Raw genomic sequence first — 26,297 nt, forward strand, 5'->3', positions numbered from 1 at the left:
GCATTCGGGCGTCAGCGCACCAGTCGCGCGGCCAGCGCCTTGGCCTGCAACGCCACGTCGGTGACAGCGGTGCTTTCCCACCACATGCCACGCAGCGGCGGGCCCAAGGCGAACAAGCGGTTCGAGACCCGACCCTCTTCATCCAGCACCGCACCGTCCACCGCCGCCGCGATGCCCAGCGCCAACGGCCCCGGGCGAACCAGACCGCGCGCCAACAATTGTTGTGGCAAAGGTCGCGCGACCCGGCGCCAGTCGTATTCGATGCCGCTTGAGTTGATCAACGCCGCGCCCTGCACCACGCGGGTTTCAGCCTCACCGCGAGGGCGAATGCGGATACCCACGCCGTCGCCCGATACCGGCTCAAGCCCCTTGTAAGACGCCGCCTGAATGCGCAATCGCCCTTCCCGATGCAGTCGCTCGACCAATTCCGCGCTCAGCGGCGGTGAACGATGGTGATGACTTTCCCACCACGGTCGCACATGGCGCACGAACTGCCGGCGCTGCGCATCGCTGGCCTGGCTCCACAAGCGACCGATGTGCGCCCGCACGGTGTCGAGCGGCGCCTGCCAGTCGATGCCTTGGGCGATGGCGTCGCGGCAATGCCGGCGCAATTCGCGCAGTAACTGGCGCGGCGTGCGGATGCTGTGATCCTCGGCGAGGAAGTCCACCCACGCAGGCGGCTGCCGACGCACATGGGGCAACAGCCCGTGCCGGGAAAACACCTCGATCGGCCCGCGATGCCCGGCCTGCTCCAGCGACACCACGGCATCGACCATGGTCAAGCCGGAGCCGATGATCAGCACCGTGGATTGTGGATCGAGCTGGCGCATTGCAGCGACATCCCACGGATCAAGCGCCGCAGCGTTGAGACCGCTGGATTCTTTTTGCGGGGTGCGAGCAGCCGGGAACATCCCGGTCGCCAGCACTGCAAAAGCGCCCTGCAATGGCTGGCCGTCACTCAAAGTGAGCAGCACGGAATCGCCGGAAGCCTGAACATCGACCACTTCGGCGCGCACATGCTCGACCGTCGACCCGTGTTGTGCGCCCACCTGCTGCGCCTCCGCCAGACGCTGCTGCACATACACGCCGAACAAACCCCGAGGTGGAAACAGTTCGCTGACCGGTACATGTTGCTGATCCGACTCCGGCCAGCCACCGCCAGCGATGTGATCGGTCAGCCATTGAGTCAGGTCATCGGCATTGTCCGGATCGACGCTCATCCGCGCCGCATTGCCGTTGAGCGTGTGGCCCAGCTCCACCGCGCTGTACGCTTCGCCCCGGCCCAGTTCGGCCCGGGGCTCGATCACCAGAATCGTTCTGCGCCCCGGCAAACGCAGCAATTGCACCGCCAGCATCGTACCGCTGAGGCCGCCGCCGACAATCAGAATGTCGGCGTGACGGGTGGCGGTTGTATCGGTTTGAGTCATGCCGTTCTCGCAGCTGAGGATATGCTCGGGCCAGTGTCATTCAGACGCCGCGAAGACGTCTAGACAGACGCGACCTTTTTCTCCTGCCGATTCAGCTCGCCGAGGTTTCGATAGCCGCTGCCCGGATGGATCTCCGGCAGTCTCGGCCCTTCGCCAAACAGCTTATCGCGCAAGGTCCCCGGCGCGTACTCGGTCTTGTAGACACCGCGCTTCTGCAACTCCGGCACCAGCAATTCCACGGCGTCGATGAACGTTTCGTGGGTCAGCGCGTAGGCCAGGTTGAAGCCGTCGACGTCGGTTTCATCGACCCATTCCTGCAACAGGTCCGCCACCGTTTCCGGGCTGCCGACGAACAGCGGGCCGAAGCCGCCGATGCCGACCCAGTCGGCCAGTTCATTGGGGGTCCAGACCTTGTTCGGATCGGCCGTGGAAAATGCTTCGACCGCCGACTGAATCGCGTTGGTGTGTACGTGCTTGAGCGGTTCGTCCGGTTTGAAGCGGCTGAAGTCGATGCCGGTCCAGCCGGAAATCAGCGCCATCGCGCCTTCGTAGCTGACCCAGGATTTGTATTCTTCGAACTTGGCTTTGGCCTTGGCGTCGGTCTCGCCCAAGATCACCGTTTGCAGATTGAAGATCAGGATCTTCGACGGATCGCGCCCGGCCTCGGCGGCGCGGCGGCGGATGTCGGCCACCGTTTTCTTCAGCAGCACTTTCGACGGTGCCGCGACAAATACACACTCGGCATGCTCGGCAGCAAACTGCTTGCCACGACTGGACGCGCCGGCCTGGTAGAGAACCGGCGTGCGCTGCGGCGACGGTTCGCAAAGGTGAATGCCCGGCACCTGGAAGTGTTTGCCGTGGTGGCGGATCTCGTGGATCTTGCTCGGGTCACTGAAAATCCGCCGCTCGCGATCCCGCAGGATAGCGCCCTCTTCCCAACTGCCTTCCCACAGTTTGTAGCAGACCTCCAGGTATTCCTCGGCGAAGTCGTAGCGCGCGTCGTGTTCGGTCTGGGCTTGCTGGCCGATGTTCTTTGCGCCGCTCTCCAGATACGAAGTGACGATGTTCCAGCCGGCACGGCCCTTGGTCAGGTGATCGAGGGTCGACAGGCGTCGGGCGAATGGATACGGATGTTCGAAGGATAACGAGGCGGTCAGGCCGAAACCCAGGTGTTCGGTGACCAGCGCCATCGGCGGAATCAGTTGCAACGGATCGTTGACCGGCACCTGCGCCGCCTGCCGGATCGCCGCTTCGCCATTGCCGTTGTAGACGTCGTAGATGCCCAGCACGTCGGCGATGAACAAGCCGTCGAACTTGCCACGCTCAAGGACTTTCGCCAGATCGGTCCAGTACTCCAGATCCTTGTATTGCCAGGAGCGATCCCGAGGGTGAGCCCACAGGCCCGGCGACTGATGGCCGACGCAGTTCATGTCGAAGGCGTTGAGACGGATTTCGCGGGGCATCAGGTGGCACTCCCGATGTTCAGGAGGCGTTTCACGATTGGGTTTGAAGCGGTCATGTAAGGCGACTCCGTGGTTTCCGGATGAGGATCCACAACCCTTAGCAGGAGTCATGCCTGAATATATTTTCTATATTTATCAATAAATTGAGATGACAACCTAAAGAAGTCTGCAAACGATATGGAGCAAACTGTTTATTGGCTGTCGGCGCAGCAACAGTCAGATCACCACATTGCGCACGAAGCGCGCGGCCACTTCCCCGTCATTGCGGTAGGTGTGCGGCTGATTGCTGGCGAACATGAAAAACTCGCCGGCCGCGATTTGCTGGGGTTGGTCGCCGAGCATCAGCGTCAGGCAGCCTTCGAACACAAAAATCTGCTCGCTCCAGCCCTCGGCGTCCGGTTGCGAGGGATAGACCTCACCCGGCTGCAGGCACCATTCCCACTGCTCCACCGCGCGGGTGGCATTGGCCTTGGATAGCAAAACGGCTTTGCTGCCGGGGATGCTGCCGGCCCAGGCAAGTTCGTTGATACGGCCGGGATCGCGATTGTCCGGGGCCTGGATCAGATCGCTGAAGGCCACTTCAAGGGCTTCGGCGACGCGGTCGAGGGTGGTCAAACTGACATTCTTCTCACCCGCCTCGATGGCCACCAGCATTCGGCGGCTGACCCCGGACTTTTCGGCGAGGGCCGTCTGGCTCATGTCGGCGGCGTGGCGCAGGCGCCGGACGTTCTGGCTGACGTGTTGCAGGACTGAAGCCCGCTGAACGGAATCTCTGTGCACTATATTGCTCACTGGCTGGGGTTGGGCAGTATACTGCGCACCATTTGGCGCATTGTGCGTCTCCTTCTTAAAAGTGCGCAAGGTCATGACGTCAGCCAACTCCCCTCAAACTCCCCTGCGGTTTTCCCGGTTCAGCAAAGCCGAGTGCGTGCTGGTGTTGATCACCATGCTTTGGGGCGGCACCTTCCTGCTGGTGCAGCACGCCATGACCGTCAGCGGACCGATGTTTTTCGTCGGCCTGCGCTTTGCCGCCGCCGCAGGCATTGTTGCGCTGTTCTCCTGGAAACACCTGCGGGAACTGACCATGTTCGAATTCAAGGCTGGCGCCTTTATCGGCGTGGCGATCCTGCTCGGTTATGGCTTGCAGACCGTTGGGTTGCAGAGTATCCCAAGCAGCCAGTCGGCGTTCATCACGGCGTTGTACGTGCCGTTCGTGCCGCTGTTGCAATGGCTGGTGCTGGGCCGGCGCCCGGGTTTGATGCCGAGCATCGGCATCATGCTGGCGTTTACCGGGCTGATGCTGCTTTCCGGGCCATCCGGGGCTTCGCTGAATTTCAGCCCCGGTGAAATCGCCACGCTGATCAGCGCCATCGCGATTGCGGCCGAAATCATCCTCATCAGTAACTACGCCGGGCAGGTGGATGTGCGCCGAGTGACGGTGGTGCAACTGGCGGTAACCTCGGCCCTGTCTTTCTTGATGGTGGTGCCGACCGGCGAGGCGATTCCGGATTTCTCGTGGCTGTTGCTGAGCACCGCCCTGGGCCTGGGCGCGATGAGTGCGGCGATTCAGGTGGCGATGAACTGGGCGCAGAAAAGTGTTTCGCCGACCCGCGCGACCTTGATCTACGCCGGTGAGCCGGTGTGGGCCGGAATCGTCGGGCGCATCGCGGGGGAGCGTCTGCCAGCGATTGCATTGGTGGGTGCGGGGCTGATCGTGGCGGCGGTGATCGTCAGTGAATTGAAGACCAAAGGCAAAGAGACACAAACGGTCACGGAAGAATTGGAGCACGAGACCGAAGGCTAAACGGGGGTTTTACGGCTACTTTGTAGGATTCAGAGACATCCTCGCGTTTGGCGATCCGGGAGCTGGCACGTATGATGCTTCACAAACTTCCGCAGATTAGAAGCCTATGTCCCTGATAGTTCTACTGCTTCTGCCTTTTCTGGGCAGCTGTCTGGCAGCCGTGCTGCCGCACAACGCACGTAACGCCGAATCCCTGCTGGCAGGTCTGGTCGCACTGATCGGCACTGTCTCGGTCGCGATGCTGTACCCGCAGATCGCCCACGGCGGCGTGATCCGCGAAGAATTCACCTGGCTGCCCAGCCTGGGCCTGAACTTCGTCCTGCGCATGGACGGCTTCGCCTGGCTGTTCTCGATGCTGGTGCTGGGCATCGGCACCCTCGTTTCCTTATATGCCCGTTATTACATGTCGCCGGACGATCCGGTGCCGCGCTTCTTCGCGTTCTTTCTGGCGTTCATGGGTGCCATGCTCGGGCTGGTGATCTCCGGCAACCTGATCCAGATCGTATTCTTCTGGGAGCTGACCAGCCTTTTCTCGTTCCTGTTGATCGGCTACTGGCACCACCGCCACGACGCGCGCCGTGGTGCGTACATGGCGTTGATGGTTACCGGCGCGGGAGGATTGTGCTTGCTGGCGGGGGTCATGATCCTCGGCCATGTGGTCGGCAGCTATGACCTGGACAAGGTCCTGGCCGCCGGCGATCTGATTCGCGCACACGCTCTCTACCACATCCTGCTTCCCCTCATTCTTATCGGCGCGCTCAGCAAAAGCGCCCAGTTCCCCTTCCACTTCTGGCTGCCCCACGCGATGGCGGCCCCCACACCGGTTTCGGCGTACCTGCACTCGGCAACCATGGTCAAGGCCGGGGTTTTCCTGCTGGCCCGTCTGTGGCCATCGCTGTCCGGCAGTGAAGAATGGTTCTACATTGTCAGTGGCGCCGGCGCCGCCACGCTGTTGCTCGGCGCGTATTGCGCGATGTTCCAGAACGATCTCAAAGGGCTGCTGGCCTATTCGACCATCAGCCACCTCGGCCTGATCACCCTGCTGCTGGGTTTGAACAGTCCGCTGGCCGCTGTGGCGGCGGTGTTCCACATTCTCAACCACGCGACCTTCAAGGCTTCACTGTTCATGGCCGCCGGGATCATCGACCACGAAAGTGGCACCCGCGACATCCGCAAGCTCAACGGCCTGTTCAAACTGATTCCATTCACCGCCACCCTGGCGATGGTCGCCAGTGCGTCCATGGCCGGCGTGCCGCTGCTCAACGGTTTCCTGTCCAAGGAGATGTTCTTCGCCGAAACCGTGTTCATCAACGCCACCGCCTGGGTTGAAACCAGCCTGCCGATCGTCGCTACTATTGCCGGGATGTTCAGCGTTGCCTACTCGCTGAGATTCACCGTCGACGTATTCTTCGGCCCGACCGCCACCGACCTGCCACACACCCCGCACGAACCGCCGCGTTGGATGCGTGCACCGGTGGAACTGCTGGTGTTCACCTGCCTGCTGGTGGGGATTTTCCCGGCCCAGGTGGTCGGCCCGTTGCTCGCCGCTGCCGCCTTGCCGGTGGTGGGCGGCGTGCTGCCGGAATACAGCCTGGCGATCTGGCACGGCCTCAATGCACCGATGATCATGAGTTTGATCGCCATGTCCGGCGGCATCGTGCTGTATCTGCTGCTGCGCAACCAGCTCAAGCGCGGCCGCTTCAAGTATCCGCCGCTGGCGGGTCGCCTTAACGGCAAGCGAATGTTTGAACGCAGCCTGGTGGCGATGATGCGCCTGGCTAGACGCCTGGAGCGACGAATCGGCACCAAGCGCCTGCAAGCGCAATTGTTCCTGATGGTGCTGGCGGCGGTGCTGGCCGGGCTGATCCCGATGCTGCACAGCAACCTGAGCTGGGGCGACCGGCCGAAGATCCCGGGCTCGATCGTGTTCGTGACCCTGTGGCTGCTGGCAATCGCCTGCGCCCTGGGCGCTGCGTGGCAGGCCAAGTATCACCGTCTCGCCGCACTGACCATGGTCAGCGTCTGCGGCCTGATGACCTGCGTAACCTTCGTCTGGTTCTCGGCGCCGGATCTGGCCCTGACGCAACTGGTGGTCGAAGTGGTGACCACCGTGCTGATCCTGCTCGGCCTGCGCTGGCTGCCACGGCGGATCGAAGAGGTTTCGCCGCTGCCAAGCAGCCTGCGCAAGGCGCGGGTTCGACGTCTGCGCGACTTGCTGCTGTCGATTGCCGTTGGTGGCGGCATGGCGCTGCTGTCCTACGCGATGCTGACCCGGCAGACGCCGAACGACATTTCCTCGTTCTATCTGAGTCGCGCCCTGCCCGAGGGCGGCGGCAGCAACGTGGTCAACGTGATGCTGGTGGATTTCCGTGGTTTCGACACCCTTGGTGAGATCACAGTGCTGGCCGCCGTGGCACTGACCGTGTTCGCCCTGCTGCGTCGCTTCCGTCCGCCGAAAGAAAGCCTGCAACTGCCGGCCCAGCAGCGCCTGCTCGCCCCCGACGTGGTGACCGATCTGGTCAACCCGCGCTCGGCCAGCGACACCGCGCTCGGTTTCATGATGGTGCCGGCGGTACTGGTGCGCCTGCTGCTGCCGATTGCGCTGGTGGTGTCGTTCTACCTGTTCATGCGCGGGCACAACCAGCCGGGTGGCGGCTTCGTCGCCGGTCTGGTGATGTCGGTGGCGTTCATCCTCCAATACATGGTCGCCGGCACTCAGTGGGTCGAGGCGCAAATGAGCCTGCGCCCACTGCGCTGGATGGGCACCGGCCTGCTGTTCGCCACCGTTACCGGCCTCGGGGCGATGGCGGTGGGCTATCCGTTCCTGACCACCCACACCTGGCACTTCAGCCTGCCGCTGCTGGGTGATATCCATATCGCCAGCGCGCTGTTCTTCGATATCGGCGTCTACGCCGTGGTGGTCGGCTCGACCTTGCTGATCCTCACCGCCCTCGCCCACCAATCGGTCCGGGGCCATAAAACCGCTGCCGCCAAAGGAGCCGCCTGATGGAAGAAGTCATCGCAATCGCCATCGGCGTACTCGCCGCGTCCGGGGTCTGGCTGATCCTGCGGCCACGGACATTCCAGGTGGTGATGGGCCTGTGCCTGCTGTCCTACGGCGTCAACCTGTTCATCTTCAGCATGGGCAGCCTGTTCATCGGCAAGGAGCCGATCATCAAGGACGGCGTGCCGCAGGACCTGCTCAATTACACCGACCCGCTGCCCCAGGCGCTGGTGCTGACGGCCATCGTCATCAGCTTCGCCATGACCGCGTTGTTTCTGGTGGTACTGCTGGCCTCACGAGGCCTGACCGGCACCGACCACGTTGACGGAAGGGAGCCCAAGGAATGACGGCGATGACTCACCTGATCGCCGCACCGATTCTGCTGCCGCTGCTGACCGCCGGCATCATGCTGATGCTCGGCGAAAAGCACCGTCCGCTGAAGGCGAAAATCAACCTGTTCTCCAGCCTCCTCGGCCTGGGCATTTCGGTGATGCTGCTGCAATGGACCCAGACCACCGGCGTGCCCGGCTCGATCGGCGTCTACCTGCCGGGCAACTGGCAGGTGCCGTTCGGCATCGTGCTGGTGGTCGATCGTCTGTCGGCATTGATGTTGGTGCTGACCGGGATCATTGGTGTCAGCGCCCTGCTGTTCGCCATGGCCCGCTGGGACGGCGCCGGGTCGAGCTTCCATGCTTTGTTCCAGATTCAGTTGATGGGCCTTTACGGCGCATTCCTGACGGCGGATCTGTTCAACCTGTTCGTGTTCTTCGAGGTATTGCTGGCCGCGTCCTACGGTTTGCTGCTCCACGGCTCGGGCCGGGCGCGGGTGTCGTCGGGGCTGCATTACATCTCGATCAACCTGCTGGCCTCGTCGCTGTTCCTGATCGGCGCGGCGTTGATCTACGGCGTGACCGGCACGTTGAACATGGCGGATCTGGCCCTGAAGATCCCGCTGGTGCCGGAGGCCGACCGTGGCCTGCTGCACGCCGGCGCGGGAATTCTGGCCGTGGCGTTCCTGGCCAAGGCCGGCATGTGGCCGCTGAACTTCTGGCTGGTGCCGGCCTACTCGTCGGCCAGCGCGCCGGTGGCGGCGATGTTCGCGATCATGACCAAAGTCGGTGTCTACACCCTGCTGCGCCTGTGGACGTTGCTGTTCTCGGGCCAGGCCGGCGCTTCGGCGTACTTTGGCGGCGACTGGCTGATCTACGGAGGCATGGCCACCATGGCCGGCGCGGGTGTGGCGATCATCGCCGCGCAACGCCTGGAACGCATGGCCAGCCTGAGCATTCTGGTATCCGCGGGAATCCTGCTATCGGCCGTGGGCTTCGCCCAGCCAAACCTGATCGGCGCCGCGCTGTTCTATCTGGTCAGCTCGACCCTGGCGCTGAGTGCGCTGTTCCTGCTGGCCGAATTGATCGAACGTTCGCGCACCGCCATCGAAGTGCCGCTGGAAGACGAGAACGAACTGCTGCCGCGTCCGCAGGAATGGCAGCGTCCGATCAAGGGCATCAACCTCGACGACGATCAGAAAGCCGTGGTCGGTCAGGTGATCCCGTGGACCATGGCCTTCCTCGGTCTGAGCTTCATTGCCTGCGCGCTGTTGATTATCGGCATGCCGCCGCTGTCCGGCTTCATCGGCAAGCTCAGCCTGATCGGTGCCCTGCTCAATCCGCTTGGCCTCGGCGCCGGCGAGCCGATCTCGAATGCTGCCTGGGCGTTGCTGGCCTTGCTGATTCTTACCGGACTCGGCTCGCTGATGGCGTTCTCGCGTCTGGGGATCCAACGCTTCTGGTCGCCAGAGGAGCGCCCGTCGCCGCTGCTGCGCAAACTGGAATGCACACCGATTTTCCTGCTGCTCGGTCTGAGCATCGCCCTGACCTTCAAGGCTGAACCACTGTTGCGTTACACCCAGGCAGCGGCCGATGCCCTGAACAATCCGCAGCAATACGTAATGGCGGTACTCGGCACCCGCGCCGTGCCGAGCCCGGAAGCCAAGGCTGCGCTGCTGGAGGTGCAACCATGAAGCGTCTGTTTCCGGCTCCGTGGTTGTCGCTTGCGCTGTGGTTGCTGTGGCTGGTACTGAACCTGTCGGTCAGCCCGGGCAACCTGCTGCTGGGTGCCGTACTCGGTTTCTGCGCCCCGCTGATGATGCGCAAATTGCGCCCGCAGCGGATTCACATCCGCCGCCCGGGCACGATCCTGCGATTGTTTCTGCTGGTCGGGCGTGACGTGATCGTCTCGAACCTGCAGGTGGCCTGGGGCGTGCTCAACGCCGGTCGCCGCCCGCCTCGCTCGCGCTTCATCAAGGTGCCGCTGGACCTGCGCGACGCCAACGGCCTGGCAGCATTGTCGATGATCACCACGGTGATTCCCGGCACAGTCTGGTCGGAACTGGCGCTGGATCGCAGCATTCTGTTGCTGCACGTCTGGGATCTGGATGACGAGGCGCAGTTCATCCAGCACTTCAAGGTCACTTACGAGCGGCCGTTGATGGAGATTTTCGAATGAGCCCGCTGCTGTCGAACGCCATTCTGCTGACGCTGTTCCTGTTTTCCCTGGCCATGATCCTCACGCTGGTGCGCCTGTTCAAAGGCCCGTCGGCGCAGGACCGGGTACTGGCGCTGGATTACCTGTACATCGTCGCCATGCTGATGATGCTGACCCTGGGGATTCGTTATGCCAGTGACACCTACTTCGAAGCGGCGCTGCTGATCGCGCTGTTCGGCTTCGTCGGCTCGTTTGCCCTGGCGAAATTCCTCCTGCGTGGCGAGGTAATCGAATGAACGCTGAACTGTCTTTGTGGGTGGAAATCCCGGTGGCGATTCTGCTGGTGCTCAGCGGTATTTTCGCCCTGATCGGTGCGACCGGCCTGCTGCGGATGAAGGATTACTTCCAGCGCATGCACCCGCCGGCACTGGCCTCGACCCTCGGCGCGTGGTGTGTGGCGCTGGCATCGATCATCTGTTTTTCCGCGCTCAAGTCCGGGCCGGTGCTGCACGCATGGCTGATCCCGATTCTGCTGTCGATCACCGTGCCGGTGACTACCCTGCTGCTGGCGCGGGCGGCATTGTTCCGCAAGCGCATGGCCGGGGATGACGTGCCGGCCGAGGTCAGCAGCCGGCGTACTGAAACCGGGAGCTAGATCCAGGCGACGGCCAGCAGCCCGGCTCCCAATATCAGACACAGCGGCGAGTAAACCCAAGTGTCGAGCCGGGCGAACCGCGATCCCTTCACTTCCTTGAAAAAACCCACCAGCTCCGAATCGCCGATCGCCCGCGCAAACATCAACAGCGCAATCGCGCTGATCACCCATTGCAGCGCCCAGTGATGCACGGCGGGCAGCCACCACCCCACTCGCATGCACACCAGTGCGGCAATCAGTAGCAGGGCTGCCGCCACCACCAGCGTGATCCAGCCTGACGGCTTGAACGCAGGCCTGAGGGTCAGCCCGCCGTTATCCACCGGAACCTGCGGCACCACCGCAACGGCCGCCCACTGTCCACCCATCGCCCAATACACATGCATCAGGCTGATCACCGCGAATATCGTCACCAGCCATTGAGCCAACACAAAGGTCATGGTCGAGAATCCTTGAAAGGGATTTGAACAAAACATCCTAGTCGGCATTTTTCCATGTGCACGACCGATCGGCGGTGCGGTAAAGTGCCGCCCCATGAAATGCACCCGTACCGATCGCTCACTGCTGGCCTGGATGCTCTATTGCTGCGTCCTGTTCAACGTGTTCGCCTGCAGCATCGGCCACGGACAAATGGTCGGTATGCAGCTCAACGGTATCGGCGGACAGTTCTGTGCCGTCGACCCGAGCACCCAGGCGCCGCTCGCCTCGAGTCCCGCCGAAGAAAAACTGCCGACCCTGGCCAAAGCCTTCGGCTGTCCGCTCTGCTCCACCGGAGGCATGGGTCCGGCGTTCAACTCCAGCCTGACCCTGGCGATCCTGCCGGAACAACACAGCCCGCCGCTGCCGGCCATCGTCAGCGCCGACCTTCCTGCCCGCTTTATCTGGCCTTCGGCCAATCCCCGCGCCCCGCCGCTCGCCTGAGTGCCCTTGCCTTTTTGATCTGTCAGCCCACTGCGCCAACGCGCGGCGTTCGCCTGTGCGCTGACTCCGAGAACAAGCATTCAGGATTCAATCAATGAAACAACTTACCTTGCTGGCGAGCCTGTGCGGCTGCCTGTCCGTCAACGTCTGGGCGCAATCCACCGTGGATCTGGCGCCGATCACTATTGATGGCGAGTCCGGCGCCGAACCCGGCCTGAGCCTCGACCAGTCCAGCGGCATGGCCTCGCGCCTCGGCCTCAGCGTGCGTAACACCCCGGCCTCGGTGGCCATTGCCAACCGCAGAGACATCGAACGTCGCGGTTCGCAAAACTTTCAGGACGCGGCCAACACCTTGCCGGGCGTGAACGCCAGTGCACCGCCTGGCTTTGGCGGATTCGTCTCCTATCGCGGTTTCACCAGCAGCCAGATCACCCAGATGTTCAACGGCGTCAACGTTTCCGGCGGGCTGGCGCGGCCAGTGGATTCATGGATTTATGACCGGGTGGAACTGGTCGGCGGCCCGTCATCGTTGATCAACGGCGCGGGCTCGGTCGGCGGCTCGCTGAACTACGTGACCAAACTGGCCACCCGCGACGAGCAAGCCATCGAAGGCCGGGTCAGCTATGGCACCTACGACACCACCGAAACCGCGTTCGGCCTCAATCACGCGCTGACCGAACCCGGTGCCGACGTGCAGCATTACGCGCGACTCGACGTCAGCCACAACACCAGCAACGGCTACATTGACCGCCAGGAACGCGATGCCTGGAGCGTGGCGTTCTCGTTGCTCAGCGACCTGACGCCAAACCTTTCGCACACCCTGGCCCTGGAATATCAGGACGAACACGAGGACAGCCCGTACTGGGGCACGCCGGTGCTCAATCCCAAGGCCGGCGAGTTGAAGATCGACAAGCACAACCGCTTCAACAACTACAACGTCGAGGACGGCCGCTACGAGCAGCGGACGATCTGGGTGCGCTCGATCATCGATTACCGGATCAACGACAGCACCACCCTGCGCAACACCCTCTATCACCTCGACAGTCAGCGTGATTACCGCAACCTGGAAACCTATCAATACAACGCCGACAACAGCGCGGTGAACCGCTCCACTGCGTATCAGGTGCGACACCAGGGCGAGCAGAACGGCAACCAATTCGAACTGCGCCACGACAACACCCTGTTCGGCCTCGACACCACCTGGTCCGGCGGATTCGAGTACAAGGTCAACCAGACCACCAACTCGCCGCTGAACGTCAAAGGCGCCAGCGCGGTGGACCCGAACAACTACCGACCGGGGCATTTCTATGACATCCCCGGAACGATGCCGGGTTTCGTCAGCGACAAGACCAACGAAGTCACGACCAAAGCGCTGTTTGCCGATAACCGCCTGGCACTGACCGACAAGCTCTCGCTGCTGACCGGTCTGCGCTATGACGATATCGACCTCGACGTGACCAACCATCGCACTGTGACCGCGAGCAACCCGCGTCATTTGAAGCGCAGTTGGGAACCGGTCACAGGGCGTGTCGGCATGACATACCAGTTCATACCGTCAGCCAATGTGTACGTGCAATACAGCACCGCCGCCGAGCAACCCAATGGCACGCAGGACTTCGATGTCTCGACCGGCAAGCAATGGGAAATCGGCAGCAAGTTCGACTACCTGAACGGACGCGGCTCGGCGACGGTGGCCGCCTACACCATCGAGCGCAAGGACTTCGCGGTGACGGATCCACTGGACCCGACCAGCAGCATTCCGGTCGGCCAGCAGACTTCGAAGGGCATCGAGATTGCCAGCTCGCTGCGGATCACCGAAAAGTTGCTGGCCGAAGGCAACTTCACCTGGGTCGATGCGCAATACGATGAGTTCAACGAGAAGAACGCCGCCGGCGTAGTGGTTTCGCGCAAGGGCAATGCACCGACCAACGTGCCGGACCGGGTGGGCAATCTGTGGCTGACCTATGATTTCTCGCCGCAGTGGCAAGGCGGGGTCGATGCGCGGTACGTGGCGTCGGTGTTCGCCGACACGGCCAACACCATGACCGTGCCGTCTTACACGTTGTTTGGCAGCTTTCTCAGCTACAAGGTGGACTCGCACACCACCGTGACCGGGCGGGTGCGCAACCTGACGAATGAGGTGTATGCCGAGTTCGCCCATGTATCGCCGGCGTATTACCTCGGCACACCGCGCACCTTTGAGTTGGCTGTGCAAACCCGCTTCTAAAAGCTTCGCGGGCAAGCCCGTTCCCACAGAAATCGATGTGTTTTCAAAGCTCAGAGCACACCGAAAAACCTGTGGGAGCGGGCTTGCCCGCGATGAGGTCCGTTGATTCAACCTCTATTTCAAATCAGCTGAAACCTTATCTGCCACATCCTTCGGCAGCCACGCCTGCCACACATCCGGATGCGCCTTCATGAACGCTGTCGCCGCATCCCGAGGTGGTGTGTGTTTTTCACTCATCTCGGCCAGCGCCTTGTTCAGATCATCAATCGGAAAGTCGACCTTGCTGAAGAACTCGGCGATCTGCGGATACTGCTTCTGGAACGGCGTGGACACCCCGATCGACAGCTTCGAGGCCAGTGACCGGGTCGGTTTCGGATTGAGGTTGTCGGCGTCGGTCAGGGTCTTCCAGGCCTCGGCATCGAACGGCGGCTCTTCGAGTTGGATCAGCTTGAACTTGCCGAGCAACGGCGTCGGCGACCAGTAATAGAACAGCACCGGCTTGCCCCGGCGGATCGATGAACTGATCTCGGCATCCAGCGCAGCACCGGAACCACTGCGGAAATTGGTGAAGTCATTCTGCAAGCCATACGCCGTGAGCTTCTGCTTGTTCACTACCTCCGATGTCCAGCCGATCGGGCTGTTGAGGAATCGGCCCTTGCTCGGGGTTTCCGGATCCTTGAACACATCCTTGTACTTCTTCAGATCGCTGACGCTTCGCAGGTCCGGCGCCAGTGGCTTGATGCCCTTGGCCGGATCGCCTTTGATCACGTATTCCGGCACCCACCAGCCTTCGGTAGCGCCTTTGACCGTGTCGCCCAGGCTGACGACCTTGCCCTCGGCCTCCGCCTTGACCCATACCGGACTGCGCCCGGCCCACTCTTCGCCGATGACCTGAATGTCATTGTTGGCCAGCGCAGTCTCAAGGGTGATGGTGGTGCCCGGCAAGGTATCGGTCGGCAGGCCATAGCCCTTCTCGACAATGATCCGCAGGACGTCGGTGATCAGGCTGCCGCTTTCCCAGTTCAGATCGGCAAAGTGAATCGGCGCCTGTGCCGCGCTCACCGCAGGCACCACCGTCATCAGGCCGAATGTGGTCAACCCGGCAGCCAGCAACCGTCGAAATCCGTTCATGCTTTTGCACCTCGTGCCGTTCACAGCAATAGCAGGATGGCCTGACAGAAGACCGCAAGCCTCTGAATACTCAGTCAACTGACTGTAGACGAGGTTCCTGCTTTTTCAGGGGCATGACACGCACGAGGCTACTTTTCAGACATTTCCTGCAGGCTCTTCAGCTCGCGTCTGACCATGCTGGCGTATTCCGCAGGCTGCAAGGCGTAGATCTGCGAGGCGACCCACCCCAGCCAGGCGCCCTTCAACTCAGCCTTTGCAGTGAACAATCGACGTGCTTCTTCACGGGCGCTGTCGAGGTTCTGCAAATGGAAATCGGCGCGGCTCACTCGCTGGCCTTGAACGTCACCAGTTCGCCCTTGCGCCACTTGGCGGCTTTGGCGGTGACGGCTTTCAGGGTTTTGGTCAGGCCTTCCTGCAGTTGTTCATTGGCGGCAAACACGGTAACCGCGCTGTGGCCTTCCTTGAACACGATGGCGTGGCCATCGGCCGTGGTGACGAACGCGTAGTCGCCCAGACCGTACACGGTCATTTTGATTTCGCGAAAGCGGATGTCCATCTTGCCGCCTTCACGGCTGGGCAGTACCGACGCGCTGAAATGATCGCCGACCTTGAGCTTGAGGCCAGGTTTGTCATCGACCACCAATGCGCTTTCGGTGTCGATCTCGGCAACGTAAATGCCTTCGGCGTTTTGCTCGGTGATGTAAACAAAACGTGATTGAAACTGCTTGACCAGCTTTGCCCGCAAATCACCCAGCACGAACAAAGCATGCATATCGAGGTTACTGACTGCCAAAGAAACATCCCCACACTTGAAAAGAGTGCCATACGCAAAAGCGCGCACAGCAGAAAAAGTCGGCCGGGCCGAAGGTGTTGCGCGATGACTCGAATATACGCCTGAGCGAGCGAAGTGCTCATTCAACGCGAGTTGCACAAGACTACTGGAATGCCACTCTCGAAACCTGCAAAGACGTTCTCCAAATGTTGACGGAAAACGCATCACGGCCGGCCAGGAAAAAAACTGACTACGAACTTTAGGGAAAAAACTCACCAACAAAAGCATTTTTCCGACATATCGCACGCAAAAAATTGCTTTAGATAGCGCCATGCCGACAACAGGTGTTGGCGATTCTAGAGCAGCGATGCTGTTCGCGACTACCCGCAACACCCTGTAAATGCGGGTCAATCCATGAAAAGGACTTCATATGTGCACTATGACGCATTTTGCCGTGACTCACGAACCCGCCTTTGCCTTGAACACTCCAGCCTTCGAGACTGTTCCTGCAATCGAGTGTTGCGGTCAGGCACCGTTGTTTCAGGTAATCCCGGCGGGCAACGGCTTTTTCCATATCAGGGAAAAGTCGACGGGGCTTGTCAGAGGTTTCCGTGAGAATCACAACGCCGCTTGCGCCCTCGCCCGTTCACTGGAATCGCGGATCGAACTCCTGGCCAGCGAGCACCTCAGATAAAGAGAGCGATCGACCCCACCATCCTTCAAGGAGTAAACCATGGAACTGCCTGCGTACAATCTGACAACCCTGTTCGACCAATTAGGGCTGCCTTCGGAGGAAACGGCGATCGACGACTTCATCGAAGCCCATCCGCTGGATGCCGATACCAAGCTGATCGAAGCCGACTTCTGGAGCCCACAACAGGCGCAAATGCTCAAGGAGTGGCTGCGGGCCGATGGCGAGGAAGCCATCATGGTCGATGAGCTGAATGTGCGCCTGCACCGGGGCAAGTAATCTTGATCAGTGCAGGCTGTCACCGGTTTCAGCGCTCAATTGCGCAAGCCATGCGGCCCTGCACTCTTCCGCCTCGTTACGACTTGCAAACGCAGTGCCCCGGCGTTCGCCATTGAGCAGCACCACCCAGCAGACACTTTGCCCCATCGCGCGCAGACCGGCGGGTACACCGCTGCCGATCATCACCGCGACATCGACTCTGCATTGCATGTTGACCTCCCAACTTCATTAGCAACCTAACTATGTGGGCATGTTAATGATTTGGATCAAGAGGAAACAGCAACGCCGCTGCACAGCTTAATTGCAGTTCCGGCAACAATGGCTCAGCGCGGCTTCTCCGGTTTATAGCCCAGACGCAACCCGCCCCAATGTCGGCCCTTGACTATGATCGGCACCGACAGGTCGTGCATCAGCTCGCCGGTATCGCGGGTGTAAGTCTGCAACAGCACCGGTTGCTGGTGGCTGCCGCAACGGATTCCGGTGCGGTCGGCAAATTTGCGTTTGGTGCGATTGTTGACGGTATCGACCTGCACATTACCGGTCAGCGGTTGGCTGAATGCCTGATTGTGGGTCGGCACATAACCCTGCTGCGTGCAGGCGATGGCGAACACCAGACCTTCGTGACGCGGCAGTAACGGTTCCTGGATGGCCGGCAGCACCTGATCGGTGTAGCGATCAAAACGAGTCTGGAACTTGGCGGGCTGGGTGTCGGGAATCGGCTGATACTGACGGTCGAACAGGTCCTCAAGACTGATGCGACCTTGCTCGACATCGGCCTCGAACCGCGCGGCAATCTGGCTGGCCCCTTCGCGGGCGAGGTCGTAGATGCGTTGGTGATAGTCATCCAGCCCGACTTCGGCCAGACGTTCGCTGATGGTTTCTGCCTGCCCTTCCATCTGCACTGCGGCTTCGGCCAGGCGCCGGGTCTGCTGGTCGCTGATCGCCAGATCGCTGCGCATCTGTTCGATGGCGGTGAACAGGCTGTCGAGCTGTTCACGATTGGTTTCCGCGCCTCGGGCGATTTCGCCAACCTGGGTTTCCACCCCGGCCGCCAGTCGCGCAATGTTTTCCAGGTGCTGACCGGTGTGTTCGACCTGCTCGACGCCCGTGTGCAAATCGTCGGAGAGCTGGCGAATCTGCTCCACCACCTGCGCCGTGCGTTGCTGGATGTCGGCGACCATCTCGCCCACTTCACCGGTGGCTGTCGCGGTACGCGCCGCCAGACCGCGCACTTCATCCGCCACCACCGCAAAACCACGACCGTGCTCGCCGGCCCGGGCTGCTTCGATGGCGGCATTCAATGCAAGAAGGTTGGTCTGACTGGCGATGGATTGAATCACCAGCGTCACGCGCTGAATGTCATCGCTGCGCTGGCTCAAGGCTTCGATCAGTTCGCGGCTGGCATTGGCGCGCTGGCTGAGCTGATGCATGCGCGAAATGGAATCCACCAGCTCGGTGCGCCCCGCCGCGCTGCTGTGATGGGCTTCGCTGGCAGCGCCCAAGGCTTCACGGCTGAGCTGCGAAGTGGCTTGCTCAGTGGCGATCATCACTTCAGCGTTGTTGACGATCTGCGCGGCGGCGTCGAGTTGCGATTGAAGCTTGCCGGCCAGCTCCTTGACGGAAAACGCCACGCCAGCAGCTGATAGCGCGTTATGACTGGTGGTGTAGGAAAGGTCGCGAGTCAGCTCGGACATCGCGTTGCTGCTGTCGACCGGTTGCGCATCGGGAACCGCCCGGGAACGCAGGCGCGGCAGCCAGACGATCAGCACCGCCAGCGGCATGCCGATGTACAAGGGCCATTCGCCCAGGCTCATCCCGGCCAGCAACAGCATCAGGGCGATGCTTTGCAGGGTCGGCGTCAACCAGCGATTCTTCGGCAAAACAACTGGTGCAGGCAGAGCCGCAACCAGAGATCCATCTCTCGTCATTTTGTTACCCCACGCTTGTTCTCATTGTTGTGACTGCATTAAACGCCACTACAACGCCATTATCCATGGTCCGTTAGTCGTGGGTCTGTGGCAGGTCAATGGAATGGCGGGGAGACTTTCCGGCAGACGAGAAAACGCAAAGATCGCAGCCTTTTGCAGTTCCCGGAGAAACTGCAAAAGGCTGCGATCTTTTCGCGACGACCCGCATTGAAGGGGTCGCCTCAGGAATCAGGCCTGACGCTGGTGCTTGTCGATCTGCTCGTGACGCTCTTGAGCTTCGATGCAGTACTTGGTGGTCGGGCTGATCAGCAGGCGTTTCAGGCCGATCGGCTCGCCGCTGTCGTCGCACCAGCCAAAGCTGTCTTCCTTGATACGCTCAAGGGCTTGCTCGAGTTGCGGCAGCATGCGCTGGTCGCGATCGATCGCGTTTACCAGCCAGGTGCGCTCTTCTTCCACCGATGCGGCGTCCGCCGGGTCAGCCGGGGTGTCCAGGCTTTCGATGGCAATACGGTTCTGCTCAATGCGCTCATGGGTTTCGACTTTCATGTTCTGCAACAGCTCTTGAAAGAAAGCGTGTTGCTCGGCATTCATGTAGTCATCTGCCGGCATGGCCAGCAACTTGTCCTTTGTCATTGATATCTCTATAAAAAACGTGCATTAAGGCGAATTAGGGAGCGTTCCGGCGAACCGCCTGCGGTCATCGGAAAGGCATCGTTTATTGCAAACGCCACCCGGCACTCAATTTACGAAGGGGCGGCAGTCTAAGGCCCGTTTGAGGCCTCAGCAACTGTAAATACCGGGAATTTGTCCGACAAGGCCCGGAAACTGCTCTGACACAGGCTTCACAGCGCTCATCGGAGTGCGTTTATAGCAAGAAATTCAGTCGAGCGGCTGTATATAGAAGACAAACGTCAGACGAGCGGCGCTTTGTCGCAATTCGTTACAGTCGTTAACCGCGACACCAGCCCTTCCCAAAAACTGACAAATCCCCCCAACCTCGGCTACGTTATGCCCTCCCCGGTTCGACTAGAAGGAACGCGTCATGAAACTGATCGGCATGCTGGACTCCCCTTACGTGCGCCGCGTGGCGATCTCTGCCAAATGCCTGGGGGTCGAACTGGAACACGACCCGGTCTCGGTGTTCCGCCACTTCGAACGTTTCCAGCAGATCAACCCGGTGGTCAAGGCGCCGACCCTGGTGCTCGATGACGGCGAAGTGCTGATCGACTCGACCCTGATCCTCGACTACCTCGAAGCCCTGTCCGGGAAAACCCTGCTGCCCGCCGACCTGCCGCAACGCGCCAAAGCCCTGCGTCTGATCGGCCTCGGCCTCGCCGCCTGCGAAAAAGCCGTGCAGCTTTACTACGAACGCAACCTGCGCCCGGCCGACATTCAATACCAACCGTGGGTCGAACGCGTCGAAGGCCAACTCGCCGCCGCCTTCACCGTCCTCGAGCACGAACTCGAAAAACACCCACTGCCCACCGACGGCCCTCTCCAGCAGGACGGCATCACTCTCGCCGTCGCCTGGAGCTTCACCGGCCTCGTCGTCCCCGACCAGATCGACGCTCAACGTTTCCCGCGCATAGCCCAATACACCGCGTACGCCGAAAGCACCCAGGCGTTCATCAACACCCCGATGACCTGACCATGAGCGCCACCGAAACCGCCGCTCCGGCCCTCAAAGAAATCTTCAACGCCGAACGCCTGCAACACATCGCCACAGAAATGAGCGCCGTGTACCCGGCATTCAAGGCCAAGGCATTTCTCAAGCATGCCAACGACGGCCTCGCCGACCTCTCCGTCATGCAACGCATGGCCCGCGTCAGCGAAAGCCTGCACCACGTGCTACCGCTGGATTACGAAGATTCCCTCGCCGTACTACGCGAACTTGCCCCGCGACTGAACAGCGGCTTCGTCAGCATGTGCCTGCCGCACTACGTCGCGTGCTACGGCGCGCACGCGTTCGACACTTCGATGGAAGCCCTGAAGTACTTCACCACCTTCGGCTCCTCCGAATTCGCCATCCGCCACTTCCTGCGCAACGACCTGGAACGCTCGCTGGAACTGATGCACGACTGGACCCGAGATGAAAACCACCACGTCCGAAGACTCGCCAGCGAAGGCAGCCGCCCTCGCCTGCCGTGGTCGTTTCGGCTGGAACCGGTGCAGGCGGATCCGCTGTTGGCTGCCGGGATTCTCGACCGGTTGAAGGCGGATGAGAGTTTGTATGTGCGCAAGTCCGTGGCGAATCATTTGAATGACGTGACGAAAGAGCATCCGGAATGGGTGCTGGATACGGTTGAGGGGTGGTCGCTGGAGAACAAACACACGGCGTGGATTGCCAAACATGCGCTACGAAGTTTGATCAAACAGGGGAATTCTCGGGCGCTCACGGTTATAGGCGCTGGGGCGAAGGCTGAGGTTGAGTTGCTGGATGTGAAGGTGGAACCGGCGGTTGTGCGGCTTGGGGAGATGATTACTTTGTCGTTTACCGTTCGATCGTTGGTGCCAGTTGAACAGCGGTTGGTGATTGATTATGCGATTGACTATGTGAAGGCGAATGGCGGGACTTCGGCCAAGGTTTTCAAATTGAAGACGTTGGTGTTGGCGGGGTTTGGGAGTGAGGTTGTGGCGCGGCGACAGGTGATCAAGGATTTCACTACGCGCAAGCACTATGCGGGGGTGCATGCGGTACATGTGGTGGTTAATGGGGAGCGGCTGGGGAGTACTGCCGTTGACATCATCACTTAATAAGCGTCAAAAATGGTCTGCTCATCGGATGACAACCGAAAGTAGCAGGTATGTTGAGTCTTGAAACGAATGATGACCTCTCCAACCACTGAGCTCGCAAAGGAATGCAGATGATCGATGGCCCCGCTGTTTTGACAGTCTTTTTGGTTTACCTGGCCGGTGTCGTTATTCCAGGACCCAATTTCGTTGCGGTAGTCCACAAAGCGGTCGCTGCGTCGCGGTCAGAAGCTTTGGCCTTGGTGGCAGGCATTGTATTGGTCAACTTACTCTGGGCCACCTGTGCAATCGCGGGTATCGGCGTTGTATTTGCTGCATTCCCTTGGGCGGCGCTATTCGTAAAAGTTCTGGGGGCAGCCTATCTGATGTGGTTTGGACTGCGCCTGCTGCTAAATGCCGGGAAGACGCATTTCCACAGTAATGATGCTGCCGTCGGAAACTTTCGGCAGTCATTCATTCAAGGAGTCATCACGAACATCGGCAACCCTAAATCCATGGCCTTCTACGCCGCTATTTTCTCAGCGGCAGCCCCCGCCCACGTGTCAACAAGCACGTTTTTGTCGATGCTGGCAGTCGTAGTGGTGGTTTCAATGACTTGGTATGGAATGGTCGCAATCGCTCTTTCGCAACCTGACATCGCGTCAGCGTATCGAAGGAGGAAAAAAGCTATTGATCAATTATGCGGTGGTTTGATTTTGTCTCTGGGGATCCGGCAGCTTGTTCAATAAGTCAGGGAGGAATGCGGATAGATTTACTTTCGGACTGCTTTTGGCCCAGATCCTGTAAACACGCGTGGCACTTTCTCGCGGCAGGCTTCAGGCTGGAAGGAATGTCAAACTATCAAGATTGATCTCGGCGTAACACCCCATACCCCCCTTGTAAAGCGAGACCCTGGACACTCCCAGCTCGGACTGTAAGAGTTCGACAAGCTTTCTGAGGTTCTTGTTTTTAGACATCGAAGCCGGACGTACCACCGTTGCCTCTCCGGGTTCGTCATCGTAAATTCTGATCAGAAACGTATCCTCTTCGCTCTGTATTTCGTAGTTATAACCACGATACTCATACCCGAGGTCGTGGTCGACGTCATCAAAGCGAGTAGTTTTTATTATCTTCAAAGTGGCATCCAGTATTCGATCACCATAGAAGGATCGTTTCAAAGAAATGCAAAAATGGGGACTCATCGATTTATCAAAAGAGCCGCCCTATCTTTTCCGACTCGCCCCCTATTTTCCAAGAGTTACCAACTGCCATAAGGAATGCCGAATTTGTCGATATAACGCTTGGATTTTTCACTGATCGGATAAGCGTAACGCCCTTGGTTCTTACCCTGGCTCGGACCAAGCGGTTCGATTTCGGCTTTGGCCCTGGCCACTCTCACTGGATGGTGGCACGAGTCCCTGACCCAGACTTGTACAACCCCGCCGGGAGCCAGTCCCAGGTAGATAGAAGCGGAATAACTCGCTTGCTCCTTCGGAGTTTCCGGACAACGCTGATCGACCGACGTTCTCATTAATTGTCTGGCCTCTTCGGGCACATCCAACCAAACGCTATAGGTCTGAGGTTCGACAATCGATTGCCAACGCACATAAATGCGTTTGGGGAGATCTGCACCAATCACTGGCTTTGCAGCAGCGCCTACAGCGTGCCATCCACGTGCAGATTCTTTACCGTCTTCAGGCTCCCCACCAGCGGCCGTACCTCCTCCCGTACGTTTGAACAGCTTGCCGTTTATATCTTCGACGGCACTGTCCTCCACCCACACTTTCATATAGTAAGGCTCAGTAAATGCGAGCTCCCACGACTCGGACTTAGGGTCGCTTTTGGCAGACAGCGGGTCCGCAGACTGACAGCCAGTCATGAACAAAGCACAAAACAGGGTTACAAAAACTCTCATTACCAAAGCGTCCAATCAGGTACGTGTGGGTGTAGCACGCGGATGGCATCGGCGGTAGGGGCGTTGATGTATACCGCATTTAGTCCGCTGCCATCTCTGCGGCCGAGTGGATGGTTCCAGTTTGCGGACATATGAATGTACTTGAGTTTCAGCAACTGCTCCTCTTCAGGCGTGGTGCTGTAGTCACCCGCAACGAACCGATCACACAAAGCTTGAAGTTCTGCGGGGACGGTCAAATCCGGAGTGTCAGGAATATCGTTGAATCGAGCGCCTTTCTCTTTTGCCAGATGATGCATCACTCTCAGGTAAACCCTGGAAAGCATGCCACTCACCGGACGCTTGAGCTGTACAGCTGCGTAAACACGTTTAGCGCTTGGACTCAGCCGATCTTGCGGACTATTCGGCACCAGAAGCGCTTCTGGAGTCACAATCTCAAGCATGTCTGCAGGCCATCCCTTGGATAACCACTGGTTTCTAACATTAACCGCATCGCTGTAGATCGAGGTAGTCACGACGTCGGTGTTCAATGGCACGATCAGTGTTTGCATTGGGCTAACAAGAACACACTCCTGCGCTTCCTCCAGATACCCTCCGCCGATGTCGGAATGCACTCCAGGCAGAATAATCTCCAGATGATCAGGTTTGACGCGACTGAGTGCGAAGTTGGCTCTGCATTCATCACGAGCAACCAACTGAGCGACATCACTGAAAAAACGACGATCAAGGTAAAGCTTGATACCCGTCGCAATTGGACTTTTGATGTTTCCCAAATTCGACCAACCAGCAATCGAGGGCACTGTATCGAATAAGCCGATAAACCCCATATTGATGTCGCTTTTATACTGGTCATTGAATCTAGGACCGAATGCTCTCGGTAGATTTCGCAGTACATGACCAAGAGGGCCGCGACTGGTGCGAACAATTTCGTTGGCGAAATGCCGTGCGGCTGCGGCGCCACGACTGAAACCAAACGTATCGAACGTCAGTGAGGTGATTTCACTGTCCGGGTTATCTTCCAGGACTCGATTGATCGCTTGTTGGATCTTGGGAAACGCGGACTCGACTCGCCCTGCGACGCCTGTTTCTCCGCGCCCGGCACCAGCCCCGAGTGTGCTGTCTTTTTCGCCAGATCGCGTGCCGATGCCCTCGACGTAGACAACGCGGGAGGCTCGTCCCGCTTGCGCTACTGGAACCGCGTCATACAGCTCACTCAGCTTTTTGATATTGCTGACATCGTTGCCATAACTACTGTCCGGATCACTCATATACGGCTTGCAACTCGCATCAATATCTTGAGCCGCAATCGGATGATGAGCACCACACAGAAGCCCGGCCGCAGCGTTATTGGCATTATTCCCCGTCCCATCGAAGAACACTCCGATCCGCAGGGCAATGCCAATTTTTTCACGTGCCGATGCCGGTTCCTTCCCGTATTTCTCATATTCAGCCCAACGCTGGGCATGAATGTCGACGGGGTCGGTTCCTTTGTTGCGATAGTTTTTAGGCGGGTTGGGAATGTAGCCACTCAATCCTTGATTCCTTCTTCTGATCCTTGAAGAACGGGCCGAAGGGTGACAGCGGAAATCGGGGGACGCAAGGCGTGGCCGCGTGCCAGCACCTGGCGCTCTTTCTCCCTGCCTGCAATGGTGGCGCCGAGCCACGAATGATAAGGTTCAGCCTCAAAACCAGGGACGACACCTCGTGCACAAACAATGTCTGGCAGCAGCAGTTACCTTCGCCATCAGTTTTTCCGCTCTTGCCTCTCCTGTGCCGCAGGAAGAGCTCGAAGAGTGCCAACGAATAGAAAACTCGGCCAAACAGGTCATGAAGACCAGGCAGCAAGGCGTGCCCATGGCTTCGGTGTTGGAACTGGCCGAAGCGGCAGGTAAGCAGAACGAGTATGTGGGTGAGGTGTTCAAGTCGTTGATTCGCGAGGCGTACGAGATTCCTCAATACTCAAGCGAGAGTTTGCAACAGAAAGCGATCAGCGATTTCCATTCCAATTTCTACAAGGCTTGCATCGTGACGGCGGAAAAGAGAGCAAACGCCAACGGCTGAGCTCAAACAAACAAAAAAGGGAGCAGATTCAGGTAATGAATCTGCTCCCTTTTTACTGAAGTACTGCCTTAGGTCTTCAGTTCGACGTTATCCAACGCCTGATTCACCGCCAATTCCCCAAGCATCACAATCTGCGCAATCCCTATCGCGGTCTTACGGTGAGCGGGCTCCAGCGTGGCCGCAAAGTTGTTCAGCATTTCGCTGGCCGAACCGAGAGATTCGCTGGCATTGGCGAGCAGGGATTCAGTGTCGTACGCCGGATTGGCCAGATACATCGGATCATGTTTGTGATGACTCCCCATAACCCGTTGCTGCGGAGTCAGGTAATGGTCGAGCGCGCGTTCGGCTGCCTCGTTCAGGGTTCGGGAGTCGGGGAATTTGTAGGGTGAAACCGGATCGGTTTCCGGGGGATTCGGTGTTGGTTTGATCATGGTGAAACTCCTGATTTTCAATAGGAGCTACCAGCATCACTTGCAGATGATGGGTGGCAGCCATGTGCGGGTCTGCAAGACCGGGAAACCAGGCACCCGGCAGACCCGAGGGTCTCCCGCACAAAGCCGCCATTGAGCGGATGCAAACAAGCGTCCTTTTGGCAGGCTGTGCGACTGGTTTTTCCGGCGGGCTTGCAGACCCGATCACTGATGGGCAGTGACGGGAATCAAGTTACGGTCGGAGGTCCAGACGCACAAGCCGGCGGATTCTGTCTTAGGTGTAGGGGACGGCGCAAGGCGCTGTGGGCATCCGGGCGTGACTGCAGGACTGATTTAAACAACCAATGCGCACCGCGTTTAACTCCGGACAAAAGCCG

At 59.6% G+C, this 26,297-nt stretch carries 28 protein-coding genes; 15 read left to right on the forward strand and 13 right to left on the reverse strand.

Annotated elements, in window-relative coordinates; genetic code table 11:
• Positions 1–11: 11 nt before the first annotated feature.
• From L6D74_RS10115 to L6D74_RS10125, 3 genes are all read right to left on the reverse strand, one after another.
• Complete coding sequence (locus tag L6D74_RS10115) at positions 12–1,427, reverse strand: FAD/NAD(P)-binding protein (RefSeq protein ID WP_236188987.1); 1,416 nt, start codon at positions 1,425–1,427, stop codon at positions 12–14.
• Positions 1,428–1,486: 59 nt separating this feature from the next.
• The gene (locus tag L6D74_RS10120; protein WP_236188989.1) at positions 1,487–2,890 is read right to left on the reverse strand and encodes an LLM class flavin-dependent oxidoreductase; all 1,404 of its coding nucleotides are present in this window, start codon (positions 2,888–2,890) and stop codon (positions 1,487–1,489) included.
• 216 nt (positions 2,891–3,106) lie between these two features.
• Complete coding sequence (locus L6D74_RS10125; protein ID WP_085610605.1) at positions 3,107–3,670, reverse strand: helix-turn-helix domain-containing protein; 564 nt, start codon at positions 3,668–3,670, stop codon at positions 3,107–3,109.
• 85 nt (positions 3,671–3,755) lie between these two features.
• Here L6D74_RS10125 and L6D74_RS10130 point away from each other — a divergent pair, with 85 nt between their 5' ends.
• The 7 genes from L6D74_RS10130 to L6D74_RS10160 all read left to right on the forward strand — a co-directional run bounded on the left by L6D74_RS10130 (position 3,756) and on the right by L6D74_RS10160 (position 10,840).
• Positions 3,756–4,694 carry a DMT family transporter gene (locus L6D74_RS10130; RefSeq protein WP_236188991.1) on the forward strand — a complete coding sequence of 313 codons (939 nt, stop codon included), beginning with the start codon at positions 3,756–3,758 and terminating at the stop codon, positions 4,692–4,694.
• A gap of 106 nt (positions 4,695–4,800) precedes the next feature.
• Positions 4,801–7,701, forward strand: a complete 2,901-nt coding sequence (locus L6D74_RS10135; RefSeq protein ID WP_236188992.1) for a monovalent cation/H+ antiporter subunit A — start codon at positions 4,801–4,803, stop codon at positions 7,699–7,701.
• Positions 7,701–8,045 (forward strand): Na+/H+ antiporter subunit C, encoded by a 345-nt coding sequence (locus L6D74_RS10140; RefSeq protein ID WP_003192163.1) that lies wholly within the window; start codon positions 7,701–7,703, stop codon positions 8,043–8,045. The genes L6D74_RS10135 and L6D74_RS10140 overlap by 1 nt, the downstream gene beginning before the upstream one ends.
• Positions 8,042–9,721 (forward strand): monovalent cation/H+ antiporter subunit D, encoded by a 1,680-nt coding sequence (locus L6D74_RS10145; protein ID WP_236188995.1) that lies wholly within the window; start codon positions 8,042–8,044, stop codon positions 9,719–9,721. The genes L6D74_RS10140 and L6D74_RS10145 overlap by 4 nt, the downstream gene beginning before the upstream one ends.
• Positions 9,718–10,206, forward strand: coding sequence for a Na+/H+ antiporter subunit E (locus tag L6D74_RS10150; protein WP_039767025.1), 489 nt, complete (start codon positions 9,718–9,720; stop codon positions 10,204–10,206). Before L6D74_RS10145 ends, L6D74_RS10150 begins: the two co-directional genes overlap by 4 nt.
• Complete coding sequence (locus L6D74_RS10155) at positions 10,203–10,481, forward strand: K+/H+ antiporter subunit F (protein ID WP_236189001.1); 279 nt, start codon at positions 10,203–10,205, stop codon at positions 10,479–10,481. The genes L6D74_RS10150 and L6D74_RS10155 overlap by 4 nt, the downstream gene beginning before the upstream one ends.
• Complete coding sequence (locus L6D74_RS10160) at positions 10,478–10,840, forward strand: Na+/H+ antiporter subunit G (protein ID WP_064379433.1); 363 nt, start codon at positions 10,478–10,480, stop codon at positions 10,838–10,840. The genes L6D74_RS10155 and L6D74_RS10160 overlap by 4 nt, the downstream gene beginning before the upstream one ends.
• Here the strand turns inward: L6D74_RS10160 and L6D74_RS10165 are convergent.
• Positions 10,837–11,277 carry a DUF3995 domain-containing protein gene (locus L6D74_RS10165; protein ID WP_007950535.1) on the reverse strand — a complete coding sequence of 147 codons (441 nt, stop codon included), beginning with the start codon at positions 11,275–11,277 and terminating at the stop codon, positions 10,837–10,839. The two genes, L6D74_RS10160 and L6D74_RS10165, sit on opposite strands and share 4 nt — an antisense overlap.
• A 94-nt stretch (positions 11,278–11,371) precedes the next feature.
• On the opposite strand from L6D74_RS10165, the gene L6D74_RS10170 reads away from it, so the two are divergent.
• Both L6D74_RS10170 and L6D74_RS10175 read left to right on the forward strand, forming a co-directional pair.
• Positions 11,372–11,758 carry a DUF2946 domain-containing protein gene (locus L6D74_RS10170; protein ID WP_236189002.1) on the forward strand — a complete coding sequence of 129 codons (387 nt, stop codon included), beginning with the start codon at positions 11,372–11,374 and terminating at the stop codon, positions 11,756–11,758.
• 94 nt (positions 11,759–11,852) lie between these two features.
• Positions 11,853–13,985: a TonB-dependent receptor gene (locus L6D74_RS10175; RefSeq protein WP_236189004.1), complete on the forward strand. Its 2,133-nt coding sequence runs from the start codon at positions 11,853–11,855 to the stop codon at positions 13,983–13,985.
• Positions 13,986–14,099: 114 nt separating this feature from the next.
• Here L6D74_RS10175 and L6D74_RS10180 read toward each other — a convergent pair whose 3' ends face one another.
• From L6D74_RS10180 to L6D74_RS10190, 3 genes are all read right to left on the reverse strand, one after another.
• Entirely contained in the window at positions 14,100–15,116 is a 1,017-nt protein-coding gene (locus tag L6D74_RS10180; RefSeq protein WP_236189006.1) for an ABC transporter substrate-binding protein, read from the reverse strand.
• Positions 15,117–15,244: 128 nt separating this feature from the next.
• Positions 15,245–15,442: a hypothetical protein gene (locus tag L6D74_RS10185; RefSeq protein ID WP_039767035.1), complete on the reverse strand. Its 198-nt coding sequence runs from the start codon at positions 15,440–15,442 to the stop codon at positions 15,245–15,247.
• Complete coding sequence (locus L6D74_RS10190) at positions 15,439–15,909, reverse strand: hypothetical protein (protein ID WP_007950541.1); 471 nt, start codon at positions 15,907–15,909, stop codon at positions 15,439–15,441. Before L6D74_RS10190 ends, L6D74_RS10185 begins: the two co-directional genes overlap by 4 nt.
• 409 nt (positions 15,910–16,318) lie before the next feature.
• On the opposite strand from L6D74_RS10190, the gene L6D74_RS10195 reads away from it, so the two are divergent.
• Entirely contained in the window at positions 16,319–16,582 is a 264-nt protein-coding gene (locus tag L6D74_RS10195) for a hypothetical protein (RefSeq protein WP_064597411.1), read from the forward strand.
• 39 nt (positions 16,583–16,621) lie between these two features.
• Complete coding sequence (locus L6D74_RS10200) at positions 16,622–16,858, forward strand: DUF2789 family protein (protein ID WP_236189008.1); 237 nt, start codon at positions 16,622–16,624, stop codon at positions 16,856–16,858.
• 6 nt (positions 16,859–16,864) lie between these two features.
• On the opposite strand, the gene L6D74_RS10205 is transcribed toward L6D74_RS10200, so the two are convergent.
• From L6D74_RS10205 to L6D74_RS10215, 3 genes are all read right to left on the reverse strand, one after another.
• Positions 16,865–17,068, reverse strand: a complete 204-nt coding sequence (locus tag L6D74_RS10205) for a hypothetical protein (protein ID WP_039767042.1) — start codon at positions 17,066–17,068, stop codon at positions 16,865–16,867.
• Between the two features lie 113 nt (positions 17,069–17,181).
• Positions 17,182–18,786 carry a methyl-accepting chemotaxis protein gene (locus tag L6D74_RS10210; RefSeq protein ID WP_236189010.1) on the reverse strand — a complete coding sequence of 535 codons (1,605 nt, stop codon included), beginning with the start codon at positions 18,784–18,786 and terminating at the stop codon, positions 17,182–17,184.
• Between the two features lie 228 nt (positions 18,787–19,014).
• Complete coding sequence (locus L6D74_RS10215) at positions 19,015–19,419, reverse strand: TraR/DksA family transcriptional regulator (protein ID WP_039767046.1); 405 nt, start codon at positions 19,417–19,419, stop codon at positions 19,015–19,017.
• A 409-nt stretch (positions 19,420–19,828) separates the two neighbouring features.
• On the opposite strand from L6D74_RS10215, the gene L6D74_RS10220 reads away from it, so the two are divergent.
• The 3 genes from L6D74_RS10220 to L6D74_RS10230 all read left to right on the forward strand — a co-directional run bounded on the left by L6D74_RS10220 (position 19,829) and on the right by L6D74_RS10230 (position 22,265).
• The gene (locus L6D74_RS10220) at positions 19,829–20,434 is read left to right on the forward strand and encodes a glutathione S-transferase (protein ID WP_236189014.1); all 606 of its coding nucleotides are present in this window, start codon (positions 19,829–19,831) and stop codon (positions 20,432–20,434) included.
• Between the two features lie 2 nt (positions 20,435–20,436).
• Positions 20,437–21,540 (forward strand): DNA alkylation repair protein, encoded by a 1,104-nt coding sequence (locus L6D74_RS10225; protein ID WP_236189015.1) that lies wholly within the window; start codon positions 20,437–20,439, stop codon positions 21,538–21,540.
• Positions 21,541–21,650: 110 nt separating this feature from the next.
• The gene (locus tag L6D74_RS10230; RefSeq protein WP_236189018.1) at positions 21,651–22,265 is read left to right on the forward strand and encodes a LysE family translocator; all 615 of its coding nucleotides are present in this window, start codon (positions 21,651–21,653) and stop codon (positions 22,263–22,265) included.
• A gap of 509 nt (positions 22,266–22,774) precedes the next feature.
• Here L6D74_RS10230 and L6D74_RS10235 read toward each other — a convergent pair.
• Complete coding sequence (locus L6D74_RS10235; RefSeq protein ID WP_236189019.1) at positions 22,775–23,431, reverse strand: DUF2931 family protein; 657 nt, start codon at positions 23,429–23,431, stop codon at positions 22,775–22,777.
• On the reverse strand, positions 23,431–24,960 hold the full coding sequence (locus L6D74_RS10240; RefSeq protein ID WP_236189021.1) for a phospholipase effector Tle1 domain-containing protein: 1,530 nt from the start codon (positions 24,958–24,960) through the stop codon (positions 23,431–23,433). The genes L6D74_RS10235 and L6D74_RS10240 overlap by 1 nt, the downstream gene beginning before the upstream one ends.
• 172 nt (positions 24,961–25,132) lie before the next feature.
• Here L6D74_RS10240 and L6D74_RS10245 point away from each other — a divergent pair, with 172 nt between their 5' ends.
• Complete coding sequence (locus tag L6D74_RS10245) at positions 25,133–25,489, forward strand: hypothetical protein (protein ID WP_039767675.1); 357 nt, start codon at positions 25,133–25,135, stop codon at positions 25,487–25,489.
• Between the two features lie 68 nt (positions 25,490–25,557).
• Here L6D74_RS10245 and L6D74_RS10250 read toward each other — a convergent pair whose 3' ends face one another.
• A complete protein-coding gene (locus L6D74_RS10250) occupies positions 25,558–25,920 on the reverse strand; it encodes a DUF6124 family protein (RefSeq protein ID WP_074688720.1) in 363 nt (120 codons plus the stop codon).
• Between the last annotated feature and the right edge of the window lie 377 nt (positions 25,921–26,297).

The organism is Pseudomonas pharyngis, assembly GCF_021602345.1.
Classification (GTDB): Bacteria; Pseudomonadota; Gammaproteobacteria; order Pseudomonadales; family Pseudomonadaceae; genus Aquipseudomonas; species Aquipseudomonas pharyngis.

Excerpts from the sequence above, each read along its gene's own strand:
- L6D74_RS10115 (WP_236188987.1), bottom strand. The coding sequence starts at position 1,427 with ATGACTCAAACCGATACAACCGCCACCCGTCACGCCGACATTCTGATT.
- L6D74_RS10120 (WP_236188989.1), bottom strand. The coding sequence starts at position 2,890 with ATGCCCCGCGAAATCCGTCTCAACGCCTTCGACATGAACTGCGTCGGC.
- L6D74_RS10130 (WP_236188991.1), top strand. The coding sequence starts at position 3,756 with ATGACGTCAGCCAACTCCCCTCAAACTCCCCTGCGGTTTTCCCGGTTC.
- L6D74_RS10135 (WP_236188992.1), top strand. The coding sequence starts at position 4,801 with ATGTCCCTGATAGTTCTACTGCTTCTGCCTTTTCTGGGCAGCTGTCTG.
- L6D74_RS10140 (WP_003192163.1), top strand. The coding sequence starts at position 7,701 with ATGGAAGAAGTCATCGCAATCGCCATCGGCGTACTCGCCGCGTCCGGG.
- L6D74_RS10145 (WP_236188995.1), top strand. The coding sequence starts at position 8,042 with ATGACGGCGATGACTCACCTGATCGCCGCACCGATTCTGCTGCCGCTG.
- L6D74_RS10150 (WP_039767025.1), top strand. The coding sequence starts at position 9,718 with ATGAAGCGTCTGTTTCCGGCTCCGTGGTTGTCGCTTGCGCTGTGGTTG.
- L6D74_RS10155 (WP_236189001.1), top strand. The coding sequence starts at position 10,203 with ATGAGCCCGCTGCTGTCGAACGCCATTCTGCTGACGCTGTTCCTGTTT.
- L6D74_RS10160 (WP_064379433.1), top strand. The coding sequence starts at position 10,478 with ATGAACGCTGAACTGTCTTTGTGGGTGGAAATCCCGGTGGCGATTCTG.
- L6D74_RS10165 (WP_007950535.1), bottom strand. The coding sequence starts at position 11,277 with ATGACCTTTGTGTTGGCTCAATGGCTGGTGACGATATTCGCGGTGATC.
- L6D74_RS10170 (WP_236189002.1), top strand. The coding sequence starts at position 11,372 with ATGAAATGCACCCGTACCGATCGCTCACTGCTGGCCTGGATGCTCTAT.
- L6D74_RS10175 (WP_236189004.1), top strand. The coding sequence starts at position 11,853 with ATGAAACAACTTACCTTGCTGGCGAGCCTGTGCGGCTGCCTGTCCGTC.
- L6D74_RS10180 (WP_236189006.1), bottom strand. The coding sequence starts at position 15,116 with ATGAACGGATTTCGACGGTTGCTGGCTGCCGGGTTGACCACATTCGGC.
- L6D74_RS10195 (WP_064597411.1), top strand. The coding sequence starts at position 16,319 with ATGTGCACTATGACGCATTTTGCCGTGACTCACGAACCCGCCTTTGCC.
- L6D74_RS10200 (WP_236189008.1), top strand. The coding sequence starts at position 16,622 with ATGGAACTGCCTGCGTACAATCTGACAACCCTGTTCGACCAATTAGGG.
- L6D74_RS10205 (WP_039767042.1), bottom strand. The coding sequence starts at position 17,068 with ATGCAATGCAGAGTCGATGTCGCGGTGATGATCGGCAGCGGTGTACCC.
- L6D74_RS10210 (WP_236189010.1), bottom strand. The coding sequence starts at position 18,786 with ATGACGAGAGATGGATCTCTGGTTGCGGCTCTGCCTGCACCAGTTGTT.
- L6D74_RS10215 (WP_039767046.1), bottom strand. The coding sequence starts at position 19,419 with ATGACAAAGGACAAGTTGCTGGCCATGCCGGCAGATGACTACATGAAT.
- L6D74_RS10220 (WP_236189014.1), top strand. The coding sequence starts at position 19,829 with ATGAAACTGATCGGCATGCTGGACTCCCCTTACGTGCGCCGCGTGGCG.
- L6D74_RS10225 (WP_236189015.1), top strand. The coding sequence starts at position 20,437 with ATGAGCGCCACCGAAACCGCCGCTCCGGCCCTCAAAGAAATCTTCAAC.
- L6D74_RS10230 (WP_236189018.1), top strand. The coding sequence starts at position 21,651 with ATGATCGATGGCCCCGCTGTTTTGACAGTCTTTTTGGTTTACCTGGCC.
- L6D74_RS10235 (WP_236189019.1), bottom strand. The coding sequence starts at position 23,431 with ATGAGAGTTTTTGTAACCCTGTTTTGTGCTTTGTTCATGACTGGCTGT.
- L6D74_RS10250 (WP_074688720.1), bottom strand. The coding sequence starts at position 25,920 with ATGATCAAACCAACACCGAATCCCCCGGAAACCGATCCGGTTTCACCC.